General features: G+C 56.6%; 18 protein-coding genes. 14 read left to right on the plus strand and 4 right to left on the minus strand.

Annotated elements, in window-relative coordinates; all coding sequences use genetic code 11:
* Positions 1 to 65: 65 nt before the first annotated feature.
* Genes J0X12_RS09300 through J0X12_RS17500 form a run of 3 tightly spaced genes read left to right on the plus strand, consistent with a single transcriptional unit; the run spans position 66 to position 3722 of the window.
* Entirely contained in the window at positions 66 to 1040 is a 975-nt protein-coding gene (locus J0X12_RS09300; protein ID WP_207044655.1) for an ABC transporter permease, read from the plus strand.
* 9 nt (positions 1041 to 1049) lie between these two features.
* On the plus strand, positions 1050 to 1985 hold the full coding sequence (locus tag J0X12_RS09305; protein ID WP_207044658.1) for an ABC transporter permease: 936 nt from the start codon (positions 1050 to 1052) through the stop codon (positions 1983 to 1985).
* A gap of 9 nt (positions 1986 to 1994) precedes the next feature.
* A complete protein-coding gene (locus J0X12_RS17500; RefSeq protein ID WP_207044661.1) occupies positions 1995 to 3722 on the plus strand; it encodes an ABC transporter ATP-binding protein in 1728 nt (575 codons plus the stop codon).
* Positions 3723 to 3742: 20 nt separating this feature from the next.
* Here the strand turns inward: J0X12_RS17500 and J0X12_RS09315 are convergent, their stop codons facing one another.
* A complete protein-coding gene (locus J0X12_RS09315; protein WP_207044664.1) occupies positions 3743 to 4207 on the minus strand; it encodes a GNAT family N-acetyltransferase in 465 nt (154 codons plus the stop codon).
* Complete coding sequence (locus J0X12_RS09320) at positions 4207 to 5292, minus strand: M14 family metallopeptidase (RefSeq protein ID WP_207044667.1); 1086 nt, start codon at positions 5290 to 5292, stop codon at positions 4207 to 4209. The genes J0X12_RS09315 and J0X12_RS09320 overlap by 1 nt, the downstream gene beginning before the upstream one ends.
* A gap of 102 nt (positions 5293 to 5394) precedes the next feature.
* On the opposite strand from J0X12_RS09320, the gene J0X12_RS09325 reads away from it, so the two are divergent.
* Complete coding sequence (locus J0X12_RS09325; protein WP_207044670.1) at positions 5395 to 6402, plus strand: glutathione S-transferase family protein; 1008 nt, start codon at positions 5395 to 5397, stop codon at positions 6400 to 6402.
* Between the two features lie 299 nt (positions 6403 to 6701).
* Entirely contained in the window at positions 6702 to 7337 is a 636-nt protein-coding gene (locus J0X12_RS17505; protein ID WP_288901997.1) for a CGNR zinc finger domain-containing protein, read from the plus strand.
* An 18-nt stretch (positions 7338 to 7355) separates the two neighbouring features.
* On the opposite strand, the gene J0X12_RS09335 is transcribed toward J0X12_RS17505, so the two are convergent.
* Together J0X12_RS09335 and J0X12_RS09340 are read right to left on the minus strand one after the other, a co-directional pair.
* On the minus strand, positions 7356 to 8867 hold the full coding sequence (locus J0X12_RS09335; protein WP_207044674.1) for a malonate--CoA ligase: 1512 nt from the start codon (positions 8865 to 8867) through the stop codon (positions 7356 to 7358).
* Positions 8868 to 8886: 19 nt separating this feature from the next.
* Positions 8887 to 9555, minus strand: coding sequence for a GntR family transcriptional regulator (locus J0X12_RS09340; RefSeq protein ID WP_207044676.1), 669 nt, complete (start codon positions 9553 to 9555; stop codon positions 8887 to 8889).
* Between the two features lie 198 nt (positions 9556 to 9753).
* On the opposite strand from J0X12_RS09340, the gene dctP reads away from it, so the two are divergent.
* From dctP to J0X12_RS09385, 9 genes are all read left to right on the plus strand, one after another.
* Positions 9754 to 10764, plus strand: a complete 1011-nt coding sequence (dctP, locus tag J0X12_RS09345) for a TRAP transporter substrate-binding protein DctP (RefSeq protein WP_420497066.1) — start codon at positions 9754 to 9756, stop codon at positions 10762 to 10764.
* A 71-nt stretch (positions 10765 to 10835) separates the two neighbouring features.
* Positions 10836 to 11360 carry a TRAP transporter small permease gene (locus tag J0X12_RS09350; RefSeq protein ID WP_207044682.1) on the plus strand — a complete coding sequence of 175 codons (525 nt, stop codon included), beginning with the start codon at positions 10836 to 10838 and terminating at the stop codon, positions 11358 to 11360.
* A gap of 3 nt (positions 11361 to 11363) precedes the next feature.
* Positions 11364 to 12671, plus strand: a complete 1308-nt coding sequence (locus J0X12_RS09355; protein WP_207044684.1) for a TRAP transporter large permease — start codon at positions 11364 to 11366, stop codon at positions 12669 to 12671.
* A 9-nt stretch (positions 12672 to 12680) separates the two neighbouring features.
* A complete protein-coding gene (locus tag J0X12_RS09360; protein ID WP_207044687.1) occupies positions 12681 to 14003 on the plus strand; it encodes a malonyl-CoA decarboxylase in 1323 nt (440 codons plus the stop codon).
* Positions 14004 to 14154: 151 nt separating this feature from the next.
* Positions 14155 to 15075, plus strand: a complete 921-nt coding sequence (locus tag J0X12_RS09365; protein ID WP_207044691.1) for an SDR family oxidoreductase — start codon at positions 14155 to 14157, stop codon at positions 15073 to 15075.
* An 11-nt stretch (positions 15076 to 15086) separates the two neighbouring features.
* Complete coding sequence (locus tag J0X12_RS09370) at positions 15087 to 15944, plus strand: MaoC/PaaZ C-terminal domain-containing protein (RefSeq protein ID WP_207044694.1); 858 nt, start codon at positions 15087 to 15089, stop codon at positions 15942 to 15944.
* A 105-nt stretch (positions 15945 to 16049) separates the two neighbouring features.
* Positions 16050 to 16724, plus strand: coding sequence for a nitroreductase (locus J0X12_RS09375; RefSeq protein ID WP_207044697.1), 675 nt, complete (start codon positions 16050 to 16052; stop codon positions 16722 to 16724).
* Between the two features lie 57 nt (positions 16725 to 16781).
* Positions 16782 to 17456 (plus strand): nitroreductase, encoded by a 675-nt coding sequence (locus J0X12_RS09380; protein WP_207044700.1) that lies wholly within the window; start codon positions 16782 to 16784, stop codon positions 17454 to 17456.
* Positions 17457 to 17464: 8 nt separating this feature from the next.
* The gene (locus J0X12_RS09385) at positions 17465 to 18622 is read left to right on the plus strand and encodes an acyl-CoA dehydrogenase family protein (protein ID WP_207044703.1); all 1158 of its coding nucleotides are present in this window, start codon (positions 17465 to 17467) and stop codon (positions 18620 to 18622) included.
* Positions 18623 to 18850: the final 228 nt, after the last annotated feature.

Below are 18850 nucleotides of genomic sequence, written 5' to 3' on the forward strand. Positions count from 1 at the left end.
GGGGCTCGCTCTTTATTCAAAAGAGGGGCCCCATTTTCTTTTAAAGCGATTAACCGTGACAAAAAATGATTTCATTTATTTTTAAGCGACTCCTGCAATCGGTCATTGTTATGCTGACCGTTGCGCTGATTGCTTTTTCCATGTTTCGATTTATCGGCGATCCCATCAATAACATGGTGGGGCAGGATACCAGTCAGGCCGACCGGGAACAATTGGCGGAGCAGCTGGGCCTGAATGATCCCTTCCTCATCCAGTTCGGGCGGTTTGCCCTGAACGCGGTCGAGGGGAATTTCGGCATTTCCTATAAATATCGCCAGCCGGTCAGCAAGCTCATATTGGAACGCCTGTCGGCAACATTGGAATTATCCTTCGTTTCCGCTGTGCTGGCCCTGGTTATCGGCATTCCCTGCGGCGTCTATACGGCGCTGAAGGCCAAGGGGCTGATTTCGAAAGGGATAATGACACTGTCCCTGATCGGCGTGTCGCTGCCAACCTTCCTCATCGGTATTCTGCTGATCCTGTTATTCGGGGTGATTTTGCGATGGCTGCCGACCTTCGGGCGCGGCGATGTGGTGGCGATCGGTTGGTGGACCACCGGCTTTCTGACGGCCTCCGGGCTAAAATCCCTGATACTGCCCTCCATCACGCTGGCACTGTTCCAGATGACCTTGATCATGCGGCTGGTGCGGGCCGAGATGCTGGAAGTGTTACGGACCGACTTTGTCAAGTTTGCGCGCGCACGCGGCCTGCCTGACCGGTCGGTACATTTCAAGCATGCGCTGAAAAACACGCTGGTGCCGGTTATCACCATTACCGGGTTGCAACTCGGCTCTCTTATCGCCTTTGCCATTATTACGGAGAGCGTCTTTCAATGGCCGGGCATGGGCCTGTTGTTTATTCAGGCAATCTCGGATGTGGATATCCCGATTATGGCGGCCTACCTCGTTTTGATCGCGTTTTTCTTTGTTATTATCAATATGATAGTCGATATTCTTTATTACACGGTCGACCCGCGGTTGCGGGCGGACAGCACGGCGTAAGGGGGGACGATGGAACAGGTACAGCCCGTCACGAAATCCCGCCTTCAGCGGTTTTTCGGAAGTGACATCTGGTACAGCTTTACGCGGAACCCGGTTGCCATTATTTCCGCAATTGTAACGGTTGGCATGATCCTGGCCGCCATATTTGCGCCGTGGATCGCCCCGAATAATCCGTTTGACCTCGCCACCATCAGCATTATGGACGCGAACCTGCCGCCGGCATGGCAATCCGGGGGAGATGCGAATTTCCTGCTCGGCACCGATGACCAGGGGCGGGGCGTCTTGTCGACCATCCTCTACGGGGCCCGTATCTCGCTGATGGTCGGGTTCTTCTCGGTCATCTTCTCGATGGTTGTCGGGATCGCCCTTGGCCTGATCAGCGGATATGCGGGCGGCCGTACCGATGCGATCATCATGCGGATCGCCGATATCCAGCTCTCATTTCCAGCCATCCTGATCGCCCTGCTGATCGACGGCGTGGCGCGCGGCCTCATCCCGTCGGACATGCATTCCGATATTTCCATCTATGTGCTGATATTCGCCATCGGTATTTCCGGCTGGGTTCAATATGCCCGGACGGTGCGCGGATCGACGCTGGTGGAGAAAAACAAGGAATATGTCCAGGCCGCCCGTGTTATCGGCATCCGGCCCTTTACCATCCTGCGGCGTCATATTCTGCCGAATGTAATGGGCCCGGTGATGGTGATTGCGACGATCCATCTGGCCATCGCCATTATCACCGAGGCGACGCTCTCCTTCCTTGGGGTGGGTGTGCCGCCGACGACGCCGTCCCTCGGTACGCTGATCCGGATCGGCAATGAATATCTCTTCTCAGGCGACTGGTGGATCACGATTTTCCCGGGCATCACCCTTGTGGTGCTGGTGCTTGCTGTAAACCTGTTGGGCGACTGGATGCGCGACGCCCTTAATCCGAAATTGCGCTAGGACGGTATCATGGACTTACTCAATATCAAGAACCTGCGTATCGAGTTTCCGAGCCGTCATGGAACGGTCGTCGCCGTTGATGATGTCAGCCTGTCCGTCCAGCCGGGCGAGGTTCTGGGGGTTGTCGGTGAATCCGGCGCGGGCAAGTCAACCATCGGCAATGCGGTGATTGGCCTGCTGGAGCCGCCGGGCGAGATGACCAAGGGGCATGTCCTGCTGAAATCGGAACAGATTGATACGCTGAGCCCGGAAGCCAAGCGAAAAATCCGTGGCCGTCGTATCGGCATGATTTTTCAGGATCCGCTGACCTCGCTTGATCCGCTGCAGACGATCGAGCAGCAGCTTGTGGAGACGATCGACCTGCATCTCAAGCTTGGCGAGAAGAAGTCACAGGAGCGGGCTGTCGATCTCCTTCGGCAGGTCGGGATTCCGGACCCGGAGAACCGGATCAAGAATTATCCGCATCAGTTTTCGGGCGGCATGCGCCAGCGAGTAGTGATTGCGCTTGCCCTCTGCGCCGAGCCTGAAGTGATCATCGCCGATGAGCCGACAACCGCGCTTGACGTCTCGATTCAGGCGCAAATCCTTGAGCTGATGCGCCGCCTGTGCAAGGACAAGCAGGTCGGCATGATCATAATTACCCACGATATGGGTGTGATCGCCGATATCACGGACCGCGTTGCGGTGATGTATCATGGCAAGGTCGTGGAGGAGGGAACCACCGCGAAAATTCTCGGGGATCCCGATCATCCCTACACGCAGAGCCTGATCAGTGCCGTTCCGCGCCCGGACATCCGCCTGAGACGGTTTCCCATGGTGAACTACATCGAGGCGGCGGGCGAACGGCCGAGAAATATCGACCTGTCCACCCATTGGCTTGGACGCCACCGGGAATTTGAGGCCGTGGACGGACCGCTTCTCAGTCTGAAGAATCTGGTGATGACCTTCGTCACCAAGACGGCCTTCCTGAAACGCAACCGGATCACCTTCAACGCCGTGGATGATGTCTCCTTCGATATCAAAGAGGGCGAGGTCTTTGGTCTGGTGGGGGAGAGCGGAAGCGGAAAATCAACGGTCGCGCGGATGGTGTGCAGCCTCTACAAACCGGCGGCCGGATCGGTGAATTTCTCCGGGACCGACCTTACCAAGATCAAGACCGAGAACGAGCGCGACTTCTTCCGCCGCCAGATGCAGATGATTTTCCAGGATCCGTTCTCCTCCCTCAACGGCCGGATGCGGGTGATGGATATCATTGCCGAGCCGATCCGCTTTCATAAGCTGGCCTCCTCCAATCAGGAGGTCGAGCAGATCGTCAATGACCTTCTCGATCATGTCGGGTTGGGCGCGCAGGCCGCTGTGCGGTTCCCCCATGAGTTCTCGGGTGGCCAGCGTCAGCGTATTTCGATTGCCCGGGCCCTCGCGACCCGGCCACGCTTCCTGATCTGCGATGAACCGACGTCCGCCCTCGATGTGTCCATTCAGGCGCAAATCCTCAATCTCCTGAAGGATTTGCAGGAGGAACTCGGCCTCACCATGCTGTTTATCAGCCATGACCTGCCCGTCATCCGCCAGATGTGCGACCGGGTCGGGGTGATGAAGCAGGGCAAGCTGGTTGAGGTGTCCGCGACCGAGGACCTGTTTGAGAAACCGACGGCAGCCTACACACGGGAGCTGCTCGACCTGATGCCTCGTCTCGACAAGCTCTCCCATGAGGGCTTGGAGGTCGAGGGGGCCTAGCTAGTAGTCTCCGGCGGGTTTCAGAGGCGAATCGACATAAAGAAACTGTGCGGGTCTTCCACATAGTCCGCGAACGGGGCGCATTCCGTGAATCCATGACGGCGATACAGCATGCGGGCCGCTTCAAAGCCGGGCTGGGAACCTGTTTCCAGAAACAGGTTCCGGTATCCCCTCTCACGGGCAGTTGCCATCACATGACGGAGAAGGGCAGCCGCGATCCCTTTTCCCCGATGGGCGGCGGACGTATGCATGGATTTAATCTCGCCCGCCGTGCCGTCCAGCTCCTTCAGTGCGCCGCAGCCAACCAGCTGCTCCGCGATGTCTGCCCGCCAGAAGGTGATATCCGGTCCGCGCAGGCCCTCGAGATCGAGAGTATGCACGCTTTCGGGCGGGGAGAGAGAGCGCATCAGCATCAAATGGGCATCGAGGAGCGCGATGATTTCGTCCGACCGAACCTCATCGGGCGTGATGACGACCTCCGGCATCAGGCTTCTTTCTCAAGTCCCTTCAGCGCCATTTTCACGACAGAGGTGCCCCGTTCCCAGATCATCTTCTTCCAGTCGTCGGCGTCGCAGTAAAACGCGTCACGGACCTGCTTCTTGATTGACTTGCCCAGTTCGGATTCAAGATCGCCCTTCAGATACAGCCAGTTATCCGCCCGAAGGGCATTCAGCACTTCCAGCACCGGAATGGTCCCATATTCAATGGCAACGCAGGTATGGCTTGCATTCGGGGCGCTTTCGCAGACCCCGGTGTCGATGGTGCCCCGCACGACGGCAGAGCTGGAGGTGCCGGCCTCCGGTGAGGTGACGTCATCACCATACCAGTTCATCGCGCGCGGCAGTCCGGCGGGGTTGCCGACATAGATCAGCTCCCCATGGCCGTAGGGGCCAAGGCCGGTATGAAAATCAAGAAGCGCCAGATGCTTGGCGTTCCCCGCATGTTTCTTCACCACGGCGCGCAGTGTCTTGTTGGTCCAGGACGGTTCGAACCCGCCGAAAAAGAGGCCGTCCGCGTGAATATGCTGCCCGCCGGTGACAGCCGCCTGATAGGTGCCGATCCCTTTTTCGGCGATATAGTCCTGGATGGCGGCGTCCGCGGCAGCGCGGGCCGGGCCGTCCCAGTCATCGGGGACGAGATTTGGATGAACCTCCGCATACTCGGGATTTTCCGGCAGACCGTCCGCGAAATTCAGGAAGTTGCGGTTAAGGTCGATATTGTCCTCATTGACGCGACGGATGTGGGAAAAGCCATAGGGGTTGATTGCATGGATGAGAACAACCGCCGTGTCGTCCGGCAGGTCCGTCAGCAGACCCGTTTCCAGCATCCCCACCTGCACGCCGGAGCCGCAAAAGCCTTCCCCGCCGTGGGTGGCGGAGGAGATGATCAGCACCTTTGAGGCGTTGTCCGGTCCGATCCGGGCCACATCCATATAGAGATCTTCCCCGTCGGCACCCTTCGCCCGGTCATTCAGATGATTTTCAACTTTCAGGCCCCGGTCCATGCAGCTTTCAAGGAATTTCGTGCGTGCCTCTGCATAGGTGGCGGAGAAAAAACCCGGTATATTCATGTCGACATACTTCCCTTATAATCGTTTCAATGGTTATAACAGAGATATGCGCCGCCGCGCGACATTTTGAGGGGCGGGAAGACGATAAAAAAGGAAAAAAACATGTCGGATAAACAGTATGTCCTCTTCGGGTCGGAATATTCCCCTTTCTCCGTCAAGGTCCGGTCCTATTTCCGTTATAAGAACATCCCCCATGAATGGCGGCCACGCACCCTTGAGACACAGGCGGAATTTCAGAAATATGCCAAGCTGCCGCTGATTCCCCTTGTCCTCGGCCCGGACGAGACGGTGTGGCAGGATTCCACCCCGATTATCGAGACGTTCGAGGAGAAATTTAACGACCCGGCGCTGCAACCGCCCTCTGAAATGCTCGCCTACCTCTCTTGCCTGATCGAGGATTATGGCGATGAATGGGTCAACAAGCCGATGTTTCATTACCGTTGGTGGCGGCCGGAAGATCAGGAGGCCGTGAGCCATGGCCTCGCGCGGGCGGTCAATCCGAAGGGCGACCGGGAAGCGCTCGACCAGCTCGCGGAGACGATCCGGACCCGGATGGTTCCGCGGCTTCGTTTTGTAGGATCAAGCGAGAAGACCAAGGAGGTGATAGAGGCGTCTTTGGACTCTCTACTCGCCCTGCTGGGCAAGCACCTGCAATCGCGGCCGTATCTTTTCGGGGGCCGACCGGCTCTTGCGGATTTTGGTCTGTTTGCGCAAGTTTACGGCTGTCTGCAGCAACCGACGACGGCAAAGATCATCCGGCAGGGGTACCCCGAAATTACCGACTGGATCGACCGGATGTTGTATCCGAAAGCGGAGCAGGGATGGGAGGAGTGGTCCACGCTTGCGCCGACCCTGGAGCCATTGATCAAAAAGCAGATCGGCGATATCTACCTGCCCTGGAGCCTGGCCAATGAAAAAGCGGTCAAAAGCGGGGAGGAGGAATTCTCCCTTGAGTTGATGGAGCAGGAGTTCAGCCAGCAAACGGTTAAATATGCGGCAAAATCCATTCAGGTTCTGAGGGACCGGCTGGTCGAATCGACGGAACGGGACCAGCTTGACAAGGTCCTCGGCAATTGCGGGTGCCTGCAACCCTTGCTTTCACCCTCGTGAAGCCCGAATTTTCTCGGCATCATAATTTTGCCGAATTCTTCCAATAATGTTTCATCCTTCAATCAAGGTGTCATATCGGAAAAATCTATGGGTAAAACCTGTTTTTCCGGATCAACAATTGACTAAGCTTATATGTGAAAAAATTAATTAAATTAATGCCTTGAATTATGTTTCTAATTTTATAGTTTAACGCAAGCTTTGAGCCAGTTAACTATTGACGATAAACAAACTAGTATACTATGGAATATTGGTATATTATCTTTTTGTTACAAGACGATGAGAAATAACGGGGATTTTTTGTGGCACGGATTGACGCGCTTATAAAATCAGGGGTTGTGAATAAAGAAGGTTTTTATACCCTCGGCGGACGACTTGCCATTGATTTTGCCAATAGTTACAAGCGGATCGGCCGCGAGAAAGAAGGGATCGGCAGTTTTGAGGATTTGCTGGTCTTCTTGAAATCCCACCATTTGTTGCATGAGGACGAAGCGTCCGACCTGCATATGTTCCATTTTCAGAATCCCGGACGCTGCCAGAAAGTCGTCGACGGGCTTGTCGACCTGAGAAACAGTTTTAGGAATGTATTGACGGAAGTCGAGCAGGGCTGGCCCGTCAGCATGGACTTTTTCGAGGATATCAACCGGCGCCTCGCGAGCTTCAAGAGCTACCACCGGCTCGAACCATCGGATGAGGGGATGGCGCTTAAAACGGTCATCGATGAGAACGGGCCGGAGAAGCTGATGTTCCCGATTATCCGGGACATCGCCGACTATCTCGCGTCGGACCATCCGGAGAAAACCCGTGCCTGCGCCGGCGATGACTGCGACCTTTATTTTGTCAATCAGTCGCGCAACGGCCGCCGCAGATGGTGTTCCATGTCGACCTGCGGAAACCGGGCGAAAGTCAACGCCTACCTGAAGCGCCAGGAAGCGTAATCTTCTGTTTTTGAAAGACTAAATGGCGGCTGCGCGATCGCGGAGCTGGTTTTTCTGTACCTTGCCCATGGTGTTTCTCGGCAGGTCCTCGACAATATAGACCTCTTTCGGGACCTTGAAATTGGCGAGCTTCTCCTTGACATAGGCGATGACATCCTGATCGGACAGCGTCCTGATGCTGCCGTCCGGCACGACAAAGGCGACGACCGCCTCGCCGAAATCCGGATGCGGGCGACCGACCACGGCGCTTTCCTCGATACCCGGCATCTCGTCGATAAAGCTCTCGATCTCCTTCGGGTAGACATTATAACCGCCCGAGATAATCAGGTCCTTCGACCTGCCGACAATGCGGTAATAGCCATCCTCGCCCTTTTGGGTCATATCTCCGGTGATGAAGTATCCATCCGCGCGAAACTCGGCGGCTGTCTTTTCCGGCATCCGCCAGTACCCCTTGAAGACATTCGGTCCCTTGATCTCGAGAATGCCGATATCGCCGTCCTTCACCTTGTTGCCGGCGTCGTCCACGATGCGCACGTCGTTGTCAAGCGGGAAGCCCACCGTGCCGGCCTTGCGTTCACCGTCATAGGGATTGGAGGTAATCATGCCTGCCTCGGTCATGCCATAGCGCTCCAGGATAACGTGACCGGTGCGGTCCCTGAAGGCGTTGAAGGTTTCCGCCAGCAGCGGGGCGGAACCCGCCGTGAAGAGACGCATGTTGCGGCAGGCATCCCGGGTGAAGCCCGCTTCGTTCAGGAGGCGGACATAGAAAGTCGGCACCCCCATGAAGACGGTTGATTTTGGCAGGTTCGCGAGCACTTGGGCGGGGTCGAATTTCTTGAGATAGATCACCTTCGCGCCACTCAGGAAGGCGCAATGCAGGGCGACGAATAGGCCATGCACATGGAAGATCGGCAGCGCATGCAACAGCACATCGCCCGGCTGGAATTGCCAATAGCTTTGCAGGGTCTTTGCGTTGGATGCCAGGTTGTCCTGTGTCAGCATGGCGCCTTTTGATCGGCCGGTAGTGCCGGAGGTATAGAGGATAGCAGCAAGATCATCGCCGGCCCGCTCAACCGTTGAAAATTCCGTGGAATGCTCTGCGGAGGCGTCCATCAGGCTCCCCTTGCCGTCATTATCGAGGGTGAAGACGGACTTGACGCCCGCCTTGCTGGCGATCTCGCTGATCTCGCTAAAGGAAGCCGGGTCACACACAACCACAGCCGGTTCGGCATCCGTGATGAAATACTCGATCTCGGCGGATTTATAGGCGGTGTTGAGGGGGAGATAGACAAGCCCGGCGCGCAGGCAGGCGAGATAGAGGATCACGGCCTCGACGGTTTTGCCAACCTGAACAGCGACCCGGTCTCCCGGGGTTGCGCCGGAGCTGCTGAGCAGATGCGCCATGCGGGCGGCCCCGTCCGTAACATCCTGAAAGCTGTAGGTCGGAATTTCGGGGCCTTCAAACGCGATGTCGGTTCTGTTTGCCGGAAACCGGCTTTCAAAAAGGCTGTACAGATTCTTGTTGTTCATAATTACTCGTTCTTTGAATTTACGCGGAGGCCCGCAGATAGTGTGGCGGAAGGGTGGACAGGAAGTCCGTGAAACGCTCCCCCTGGATGGTGACATGATCACGGGTCAGTTTCTCGGCGAGGGCGGCATCACCGCTGATCACTGCCTCGACAAGGGCGCCGTGCTCGTTCGAGGACGCCAGAATGCGCCCCGGAATGCGCACCTGCAACCGGCGGTGAGGAGACAGGCGCCGGCGGAGCTCGCATGCCTGTTTTTCCAGAAAGATGTTATGGCTCGCCTTGTAGAGAAGAGTATGAAGATGGAGATTGCGTTCGTAATATTCGTCAAATTCCTCGGTGCCGGACAAGGCGTGGCAATGGTCATGGGCCGCCCGTAGCTCGGCCTTTTCCGGCGGGGTTATCCGGCGCGCCGCCAGCCGGGCGCACAGGGCTTCCAGTTCGGCCATCACCTCGAACATATTCATCAGGTCCTGCACGGATATGGCAGCGACAATTGCGCCGCGCCGCGGGCGGATCTCGACAAGGCCGGAGGCGGACAGGCGGTTCAATGCCTCCCGTATCGGGGTGCGGGATACACCGAATTTCTCGGCCAGGATTGTCTCGTCCAGCCGGGTGCCGGGTTTTAGAGTGCCGGTCACGATGTCCTGTTCAAGCACGGGAAGGATCTCATTTGCACGCGAGGTTGCCATTTACACCATCCATTTTATTGATTGCAGGGAATGTATCACTTTATGTCCGCGCATGAAATGAATTATTGTATACAAGAATTTGATTCTCACATACACTACCTTCAAGCAGGTCAGATTTATGTTTGGTTCTTGCTGGATAAAAGACTTAAAAATCAGGGGTGAAAACAGCCCTGAACCAAGGGGAGGGTAATTATGAAAATGTTTCCAAAAGGAATGATGAGTGTGTCCGTCGCGGTTGCGATGACCCTGGGCGCAGGCGCTCTTACGGCAATGCCCGCAGCGGCCGAAACATTGAAGGCATCACATCAGTGGCCGGGCGGCAAGGGCGACGTCCGGGATGAAATGGTACAGATTATCGCCACTGAGGTCGGCAAGGCGGATGTCGGGTTGGACATCAAGGTATATCCGGGCCAGAGCCTGTACAAGGCGAAGGAGCAGTGGGGCGCAATGACCAAGGGTCAGCTTGATATTTCCGCCTTCCCGCTGTCCTATGCGGCCGGTCGTCATCCGGAATTCGATGCGACCTTGATGCCGGGCCTGGTCAAGAACCATGATCATGCGAAGCGCCTCAACACCTCGCCATTCATGGATGATATCAAGAAGATCATTAACGACGCCGGGGTTGTCGTGCTGGCCGATGCCTGGCTCGCCGGCGGTTTTGCGTCCAAGAAAAACTGTATTCTGGAGCCGGCCTCGATTGAAGGTCAGGTAACCCGCGCGGCTGGTAAGGCGTTTGAGCAGATGCTGGTCGGTGCCGGGGCGTCCATTGCCTCCATGCCAAGCTCGGAAGTCTATAACGGCATGCAGACTGGCGTTCTCGATGCGGCGAACACGAGTTCAGGCAGCTTCGTTTCCTACCGTCTGTATGAACAGGTGAAATGCCTGACCGCTCCCGGCGACAATGCCCTCTGGTTCATGTATGAGCCGATCCTGATGTCGAAGAAAAGCTTTGATAAGCTGACCAAGGAACAGCAGGATGCGCTGATGGCCGCCGGTAAGGTCGCCGAAGATTACTTCTTCGATGCCGCCAAGGGCCTCGATGACAAGCTGGTCGAAGTCTATAAGGATGCCGGTGTCGAGGTTGTCACCATGTCGGCGGAGCAGGCTGAGGCCTGGCGCGCGATTGCGAATGAAACTTCCTACAAGAGTTTCTCTGAAAATGTCAAAGGCGGCGACATGCTGATCAAGAAAGCACTTGCCGTCGAGTAATTCCCACACGAACTCCCGGTCGCCTACCAAAGGCGCCGGGAGTCTTTTTTTGACGTTCAAGGGGGAAACGAATGTCTTCTTTCCTGAAAACCGTTGACGCCATTTCAAAGGTGTTCGGCGTGGCGGCGGCGCTCCTTGTCACCTCCGCGATTTTTGTTGTCTGCCAGATGGTTGTCCTGCGCTATTTCCTGAATGAATCAACAGTCTGGCAAACCGAATATGTCACTTACGTTATCGTGGCGGCGACCTTTCTGGGCGCGCCCTATGTGCTGCTGACCAAGGGGCATGTGAATGTCGACCTGCTGCCGCACTATCTGCCGCCGCGCCCGAAGAAGCTGATGGCGATCTTTGCCTCTGTGATTGCCCTTGTCTTCTGTCTTATTTTTGCGTGGCAGGCTTACCTTCTGTTGGAGGAAGCGATCACGGGCGGATGGGTGACCGATACGATCTGGGAATTGCCGCTCTGGATACCCTATCTTCCAATGGCCTTCGGCATGGCGCTTCTGTGCGTTCAGTATATTGCGGAAATCCTGGCAATTGCCTTTGATTATCGCGAGCCGGTTCTTGCGGTTGATCCTATTATAGAGAGGGACTAGGCAATGGATCCTCTTATCATAGGAATTCTGGCGGCAATCGCCGTTGTTGCGCTTCTGGCGACAGGTATTCCGGTGGCTTTTGGCCTTGGTTTCGTATCCTTCCTGTTCCTTGTCCTGTTTGAGGGATTCGGCAGCCTTTCCATCGTTGCGGAGACCTTCTTTGCCGGAATCGGTGAATTTACCCTCGTCTCGATCCCGATGTTTATCGTGATGGGGGCGGCGGTCGCGTCCTCCCCGGCGGGCAAGGACCTGTTCGAGGCCCTGGATCGCTGGCTCACGCGGGTGCCGGGCGGGCTGATTATCTCCAATATCGGCGCCTGTTCCGTTTTCGCGGCCCTCAGCGGATCGTCTCCGGCGACCTGCGCGGCCATCGGCAAGATGGGCATCCCCGAGATGCAGAAGCGGGGCTATCCTGACAGTCTCGCCGCCGGGTCGATCGCGGCCGGCGGAACACTCGGTATCCTGATCCCGCCCTCGGTGACCATGATTGTCTATGGCATCGCGACGGAAACCTCCATTGGGCGGTTGTTCCTGGCCGGAGTTCTGCCCGGCATCATGCTGACGACGCTGTTCATGATCTGGGCGATTTTCTTCGCCTGGCGCAGCGGGTATGATTTCCGCGACAAGATCGGCGCGTTCTCGTGGCGGCAGAAATTCGAGATCCTGCCGCGCGTATTGCCGTTCCTCGCCATCGTCGTCGGCATCCTGTTCGTCCTTTATGGCGGCGTTGCCACCCCGTCGGAGGCAGCGGGGGTAGGGGCCTTTTTCTGCCTGTTCCTGGTTGCGGTGATCTACAAGATCGTGCAGCCGAAGAAAATCTGGCAAATTCTCAGCAGCTCGACCCGTGAAAGCGTGATGATCCTGATGATCATCGGGTCTTCGGCCCTGTTTGCCTATACGCTTTCCAGCCTGTTTGTCACCCAGTCCGTGGCCGAATATATTGCCGCGCTCGAAGTTAATAAATGGGTCCTGATGGGCATGATCAATGTGTTCCTGCTTGTGGCTGGATTTTTTTTACCGCCTGTGGCCGTCATTGTCATGACTGCGCCCATATTGCTCCCTATTATAATAAACGCAGGGTTCGATCCCTATTGGTTTGCGGTTGTCCTGACCATAAATATGGAAATAGGGCTGATCACACCGCCGGTGGGGCTGAACCTGTATGTTATTAATGGAATTGCGCCGGGAATCTCCCTTCCGACGATTTTGCGGGGGGCCTTGCCATTTATGCTTTGCATGATTGTCGGCATAATTCTGCTGTGTTTCTTCCCGGAAATCGCCACATGGCTTCCGGAAAAAATAATGGGATAGACTATCAATATGGCGCCGACTTTTGTTTCGCAGTTGTTCAATTCAATCGCTGATACTGGCCGTGAACTCCTCGATTTGCGCGGAGGCAAGAAACGCGGGAGTGGCATAAAGGAGATTTGCCGCGATCTCCTCACCCAGAAGGGGGAGGCGTCGGGCATGGCACTTGCGCGGGAAGCGGTCGAGGCCTGGAACTCGCTCAACGACGACGAAAAACTCGATTTTCTTGTATACCTGAACAAGGAGATGGCCCCGGATCAAAAAAAGATCGAGGCGGCCGTCACGGCCTATCACAAGGAGGGGAATGCCGAGAATTACCAGACCCTGAGTGAGGCGATCGAGGCGCCGCGCCAGGAACTGATGCGGCGGATCAACTTTGCACCCGGCGGGACCGCCGCGATTGTCGCCATGCGGAAATTCCTGGTCCGGCATCTCCGCGCCAACCCGGAACTGAAGGCCGTGGACAGTGATCTGCAGCATCTGTTGAGCAGCTGGTTCAACCGGGGTTTCCTGACACTGGAGCGGATCGACTGGCGCACGCCTGCGGTGGTCCTGGAAAAGCTGATTGAATATGAGGCCGTGCATGAAATCGACGGGTGGGAGGATTTGCGTCGCCGTCTCGACAAGGACCGGCGTTGCTTTGCCTTCTTCCATCCGGCACTCCCCGATGAGCCGCTGATATTCGTTGAGGTCGCGCTTGTGAAAGGTCTCGCCTCGGCGATTCCACCATTGCTGTCCCGTGACACGGAACGGGGCGACCCAACTAAGGCGGACACGGCCATTTTCTACTCCATCAGCAACTGTCAGGACGGGCTGAAGGGAATCAGCTTCGGCAACTTCCTGATCAAGCAGGTGGTGGCGGAACTCTCGGCGGAGCTGCCGAACCTGAAGCATTTCGCAACCCTGTCACCGATTCCCGGCTTCATGAAATGGCTGACCGGGGTAAACGGCGCTGTTGCGGGTATGCATTTCAAGGATGTTAACGCCGTTCGCAAGGCGATCGCCGATCCGGACTGGCTGAACAATCCCGAAACGGTAGACGAGGTTCAGGAGCCGCTGGAGAAACTTTGCGCCCATTACCTGATCAATGAAAAGCGGGGAACCCAGCCCATCGACCCGGTGACACGGTTTCATCTTGGCAATGGCGCCCGGCTGGAACAGCTCAACTGGATGGGCGACAATTCTCCCAATGGTCTCGCGCAATCGGCCGGACTGCTGGTGAATTACTATTACAGCCTAAAGGATATCGAGAAGAACCACGAGGCTTATGCGAATGAGCGGAAAGTCGTGGCCTCCTCCGCACTGCATTCTCTCGCGAAAAACGGCAAGAAATAAGGGCTGAACACCCTGTTTGCAGATTGTCATGCCGTCGATGAAATTTTTTTGTCGACGGCATGGGGGCGATGCTTATAATCGGCCGCAAGAACGATGGGATGAAGTCCTACGGATCGACAACAATTAAGAATAAACAACAAAAGGAAAAGAAATGTCGGATCAGAATATGCTTGCAGGTAAAGTAGTGGTGGTGACAGGCGCGGGCCGCGGTGTTGGCCGGGGCATTGCCATCATGTGTGCGTCCCAGGGCGCAAAGGTCGTGGTCAATGACCTCGGCGGTACCGAGCAGGGCGACGGCGCCGATCAGATCCCGGCCATGGAAGTGGTGAAAGCCATCACGGACGCAGGCGGGGAAGCCATTGCCAACTTCGGCAACGTTGCAAGCCCCGATGACGCCGGCCAGATGATCGAGGATGCGCGCAAGGAATTTGGCGGAATCGATTGCATCGTCAATAACGCCGGTATCCTGCGTGACGTGATCTTCCATAAAATGAGTGAGGCTGAATTCGACGCCGTGATCGCCGTCCATCTGAAGGGCAGCTTCAACGTCGCCCGTGCCGCGGCTCCCTATTTCCGGGAACAGCAGAGCGGTTCGATGGTGCACATGACATCGACATCCGGCCTTATCGGTAACTTCGGTCAGGCTAACTACGCGGCGGCAAAACTCGGCATCGTTGGCCTGTCTCGCTCTATCGCGCTTGATATGTCCCGCTTTGGCGTCCGCTCCAACTGCATCTCGCCATTTGCATGGTCCCGCCTGATCGGCACCATTCCACAAGGTACGGATGCGGAACGTGAACGCGTAGCCAAGATCCAGCAGATGACCCCGGAGAAAATTGCGCCGCTTGCCGTATATCTTCTCTCCGATCAGGCCGCCGATATCACCGGCCAGATTTTTGTCGTCCGTAACAATGAAATCTGCCTGATGAGCCAGCCACGTCCGATCCGCAACCTCCAGACATCCGATGGCTGGACACCGGAATCAGTGGCGGAACGCTTCGGCCCGGCCGTCAAGTCCTCCCTTGTGCCGCTGGAACGCTCCGGTGACGTTTTCTCCTGGGATCCGGTCTAAGGGGCAACGGCATGACAATCGATTATGACAAGCTCATAAACTGGAAGTTCGAGGATATCGAGCAAACTTATACGTCAAAGGACACGATCCTTTACGCGCTCGGCGTCGGACTTTCCATGGACCCGCTCGATATGGACCAGCTCCGTTTCACCTATGAAGAGGATCTGCTGGCCCTGCCGACGATGGCGGTGGTGCTCGCCTATCCCGGTTTCTTCCTGAAAGATCCTGAATTCGGCGTTGACTGGGTGAAGGTTCTGCATGGGGAGCAGGGGATCGAAATCCACAGGCCTCTGCCCGCCGAAGGCACGGTGGTTGGAACAACGAAGATCACCGAGATCATCGACAAGGGCGAGGGCAAGGGTGCTCTCATGTATTCCACGCGGGAAGTGCGGGAGAAATCGAGCGGTGATCTGCTCGCGACTCTCTCGTCCACAACCTTCTGCCGGGGTGACGGTGGATTTGGGGGCCCGAAAGTGGAGGCGCCGAAGCCACATGAACTGCCTGATCGCGCTCCTGATAGCGTGGTCGAGCTTCCTACCCTGGACCAGGCGGCACTTATCTATCGCCTGAGTGGGGACTTCAACCCGCTTCATGCCGATCCGCGCGTGGCGACAAATGCCGGTTTCAAGGCGCCGATTCTTCATGGTCTCGGCACTTTGGGCGTGGCAGGGCATGCCCTCGTCAAGCAGGCCTGTGGCTATGACCCGACCAAGCTGAAATCGCTCCGGCTGCGCTTTTCTTCCCCGGTTTATCCGGGAGAGACGATCGTTACCGAGATGTGGCATGACGGGGATGTAACGTCCTTCCGCTGCCGGGTGAAGGAACGGGATATCGTCGTTCTGAACAACGGTTACGCAAAGATTGCCTGATCGCATCATATCGCGATGAGGAACGGCAGGGTTTTATCATGAATTCTGCCGTTCCTTGTTGGATTGTGAGATGCAAATCACAGCTTTGATCAAGGAAAGCATATTATGGATGTTGAACAAGCAATCCTGACCCGCCGGTCTATTCGCGCCTTTACAGACCAGCCGGTCCCGAAAGAAACCATCGATCGCATTCTCGCGCTGTCGCAGCGCGCACCGAGCGGCACCAACACACAGCCCTGGCATACCTATGTCTGTACCGGCGCAGTCAAGGACGCCATCTCACGCGACGTTCTGGAGATGGTCGATAAGGGCCAGGCGAAGGGCTATGATGAGCTGGATTATTATCCAGCCAAATGGAAAGACGTTCACCGCGATCGCCGGCGCGGGGTCGGCTGGAGTCTTTATGGCCTGCTCGGCATTGAAAAAGGCGACCGGGAAGGCTCCATACGGCAAGCCAAGCGCAATTTTAAGTTCTTTGATGCGCCGGTAGGACTGTTTTTCACGGTCGATTCCTATCTTCTCCGCGGAAGTTGGAGTGACACGGGTCTCTATATGCAGACCATCATGCTGGCTGCGCGCGGAGAGGGGCTGCATACCTGTCCCCAGGCCGCCTGGATCAATTATCCCGAGCCCATTTTCCGGCACCTGAATATTCCCGATGACCAGGTTCTGGTATCCGGTATGGCCATGGGTTATGAAGATAACACGGCGATCGAGAATACGCTGGTGAGCGAGCGCGAGGACGTGGCGAATGTTGTGCGCTACGTCGGGTTTGACTGAGAGCCCCGCGACGGCCGGGAAGATATCCCGGTATGCATAAAAGACAGGAGCAAATTTGTGAAGGTATCAGAGGCCATTAAATCACGGATGACGGTGCGCCAGTTTCTGGACAAGCCGGTGCCGGAAAAGACTATCCGCGAGATTATCGAGACCGCTAAGCGTGCGCCGTCGGGTGGCAACCTGCAACCCTGGACGGTTCATGTTCTTGTCGGCCAGCCGTTACAGGCGCTGATTGAGGATATCGACCAAAAAGTCAAGAACGGGCAGACCGAGGATCCCGAATATAATGTTTACCCGCCGGAGCTTGTCGATCCCTACAAGACGCGCCGACGTGTGGTCGGTCAGCAGCTCTATGACCTGATCGGCGTGCCGCGTTCGGATACGCCGGGCAAGCTCAGGCAACTCGCGCGGAATTACCGCTTTTTCGACGCGCCGGTCGGGATGTTTTTCGTGCTGCACCGGCAGATGGAGATTGGTCAGTATGCGGATGTCGGTATGTTCATGGAGAATATCATGCTGCTGGCGCGGGAGTATGGGCTTGATACCTGTCCGCAGGAAGCCTGGGCCCGCTGGCCCGTGACATTGAAGAAGCATCTCTCGCTTGCCGATCATGAGATGCTGTTCTGCGGCATGGCGCTTGGCTACAAGGATGAGGCCGCGGTCATAAATGAGCTCGTCTCGGAGCGCGAGGAATTTGATAAGTTCGTCACCCTGCACGGATTTGAGGAGTAAGAATCACCATGAGTGATGAAGATGTCATTGGCCAGGTACGTGAAACCGTGCGCCAGCTATGTGCGGGATTTCCCGGTTCCTACTGGCGGGAGAAGGACCGGGAACGGGCCTACCCGACGGAATTTGTCAATGCCTTGACCGAGGCGGGGCTGCTGTCCTCGCTGATCCCGGAGGAATATGGCGGAGCGGGACTTCCCTTGAGCGTTGCCTCTGCGATCCTGGAGGAAATTCATGCCAACGGCTGCAATGGCGCGGCCTGTCATGCGCAGATGTACACCATGGGGACGCTGCTTCGCCACGGGTCCGAGGAACAAAGGAAAAAATACCTTCCCGGCATTGCCACCGGGGAACTGCGCCTGCAGGCTTTCGGTGTGACCGAGCCGACGGCGGGTACCGATACTACCAGTATCTCGACCACAGCCGTCCGCGACGGCGATGAGTATGTAGTGAATGGCCAGAAGGTCTGGACGAGTCGCGCGGAATATTCGGACCTGATGATCCTGCTTGCCCGAACGACACCGAAGGACAAGGTTGCCAAGCGCGCCGACGGGCTCTCCGTCTTTATTGTTGATATGCGCGAGGTGGTGGGCAACGGCATGACCATCCGGCCGATCCGCACCATGATCAACCACGCCACGACCGAGGTATTCTTCGATAACATGCGCATCCCGGCCTCCGCCCTGATCGGGGAGGAGGGGAAGGGTTTTCGCTATATCCTCACCGGCATGAATGCGGAACGGATCCTGATTGCGTCGGAATGTCTTGGCGATGCCGACTGGTTTATCAGGACGGCATCCGACTATGCGCGGGATCGCTCCGTCTTTGGGCGGCCGATCGGGCAGAATCAGGGAATCCAGTTCCCGATTGCCCGTGCCTATGCCGATACCCGCGCGGCCAAGCTGATGGTTCGGGAGGCTTGCCGGCTTTATGATGCTGGGGAACCCTGTGGCGGGGAGGCCAATATGGCGAAGATGCTGGCGTCGGAAGCGTCCTGGGCGGCGGGTGAGGCCTGTCTCCAGACTCATGGCGGGTTCGGCTTTGCCGAGGAATATGATGTCGAGCGGAAATTCCGCGAAACCCGGCTGTACCAGATCGCCCCGATTTCGACCAACCTCATTCTTTCCTATATTGCGGAGCATGAACTCGAGCTGCCGCGCTCTTACTGACTGATTCTCACCCGCCGTCGGTGGCCTTGACGTCGGGTCAGTGGCGGGGGAGAGGGCGGCCTTTACTGGGTGTTTCGCGGTGCCGCGCCACAAGATATGGAAAAGGTCAAAAAAGATTCAAATTAGTCGTTGACGTGATTGGATGATGGTCCTATAAACCGCGTCACGCCGACGGGGCGGGTCTGGTTTAGGGGTTTGGTTTTAGGCCTTTTGGATTAGATTTGTCTG

Origin of the sequence: Sneathiella sedimenti, assembly GCF_017313765.1 — a bacterium.
Lineage (GTDB): Bacteria > Pseudomonadota > Alphaproteobacteria > Sneathiellales > Sneathiellaceae > Sneathiella > Sneathiella sedimenti.

What these genes read in the sequence shown, in the direction of transcription:
- J0X12_RS09300 (WP_207044655.1), top strand. Translation starts at nt 66, where the DNA reads ATGATTTCATTTATTTTTAAGCGACTCCTGCAATCGGTCATTGTTATG.
- J0X12_RS09305 (WP_207044658.1), top strand. Translation starts at nt 1,050, where the DNA reads ATGGAACAGGTACAGCCCGTCACGAAATCCCGCCTTCAGCGGTTTTTC.
- J0X12_RS17500 (WP_207044661.1), top strand. Translation starts at nt 1,995, where the DNA reads ATGGACTTACTCAATATCAAGAACCTGCGTATCGAGTTTCCGAGCCGT.
- J0X12_RS09315 (WP_207044664.1), bottom strand. Translation starts at nt 4,207, where the DNA reads ATGCCGGAGGTCGTCATCACGCCCGATGAGGTTCGGTCGGACGAAATC.
- J0X12_RS09320 (WP_207044667.1), bottom strand. Translation starts at nt 5,292, where the DNA reads ATGAATATACCGGGTTTTTTCTCCGCCACCTATGCAGAGGCACGCACG.
- J0X12_RS09325 (WP_207044670.1), top strand. Translation starts at nt 5,395, where the DNA reads ATGTCGGATAAACAGTATGTCCTCTTCGGGTCGGAATATTCCCCTTTC.
- J0X12_RS09335 (WP_207044674.1), bottom strand. Translation starts at nt 8,867, where the DNA reads ATGAACAACAAGAATCTGTACAGCCTTTTTGAAAGCCGGTTTCCGGCA.
- J0X12_RS09340 (WP_207044676.1), bottom strand. Translation starts at nt 9,555, where the DNA reads ATGGCAACCTCGCGTGCAAATGAGATCCTTCCCGTGCTTGAACAGGAC.
- dctP (WP_420497066.1), top strand. Translation starts at nt 9,754, where the DNA reads ATGTTTCCAAAAGGAATGATGAGTGTGTCCGTCGCGGTTGCGATGACC.
- J0X12_RS09350 (WP_207044682.1), top strand. Translation starts at nt 10,836, where the DNA reads ATGTCTTCTTTCCTGAAAACCGTTGACGCCATTTCAAAGGTGTTCGGC.
- J0X12_RS09355 (WP_207044684.1), top strand. Translation starts at nt 11,364, where the DNA reads ATGGATCCTCTTATCATAGGAATTCTGGCGGCAATCGCCGTTGTTGCG.
- J0X12_RS09360 (WP_207044687.1), top strand. Translation starts at nt 12,681, where the DNA reads ATGGCGCCGACTTTTGTTTCGCAGTTGTTCAATTCAATCGCTGATACT.
- J0X12_RS09365 (WP_207044691.1), top strand. Translation starts at nt 14,155, where the DNA reads ATGTCGGATCAGAATATGCTTGCAGGTAAAGTAGTGGTGGTGACAGGC.
- J0X12_RS09370 (WP_207044694.1), top strand. Translation starts at nt 15,087, where the DNA reads ATGACAATCGATTATGACAAGCTCATAAACTGGAAGTTCGAGGATATC.
- J0X12_RS09375 (WP_207044697.1), top strand. Translation starts at nt 16,050, where the DNA reads ATGGATGTTGAACAAGCAATCCTGACCCGCCGGTCTATTCGCGCCTTT.
- J0X12_RS09385 (WP_207044703.1), top strand. Translation starts at nt 17,465, where the DNA reads ATGAGTGATGAAGATGTCATTGGCCAGGTACGTGAAACCGTGCGCCAG.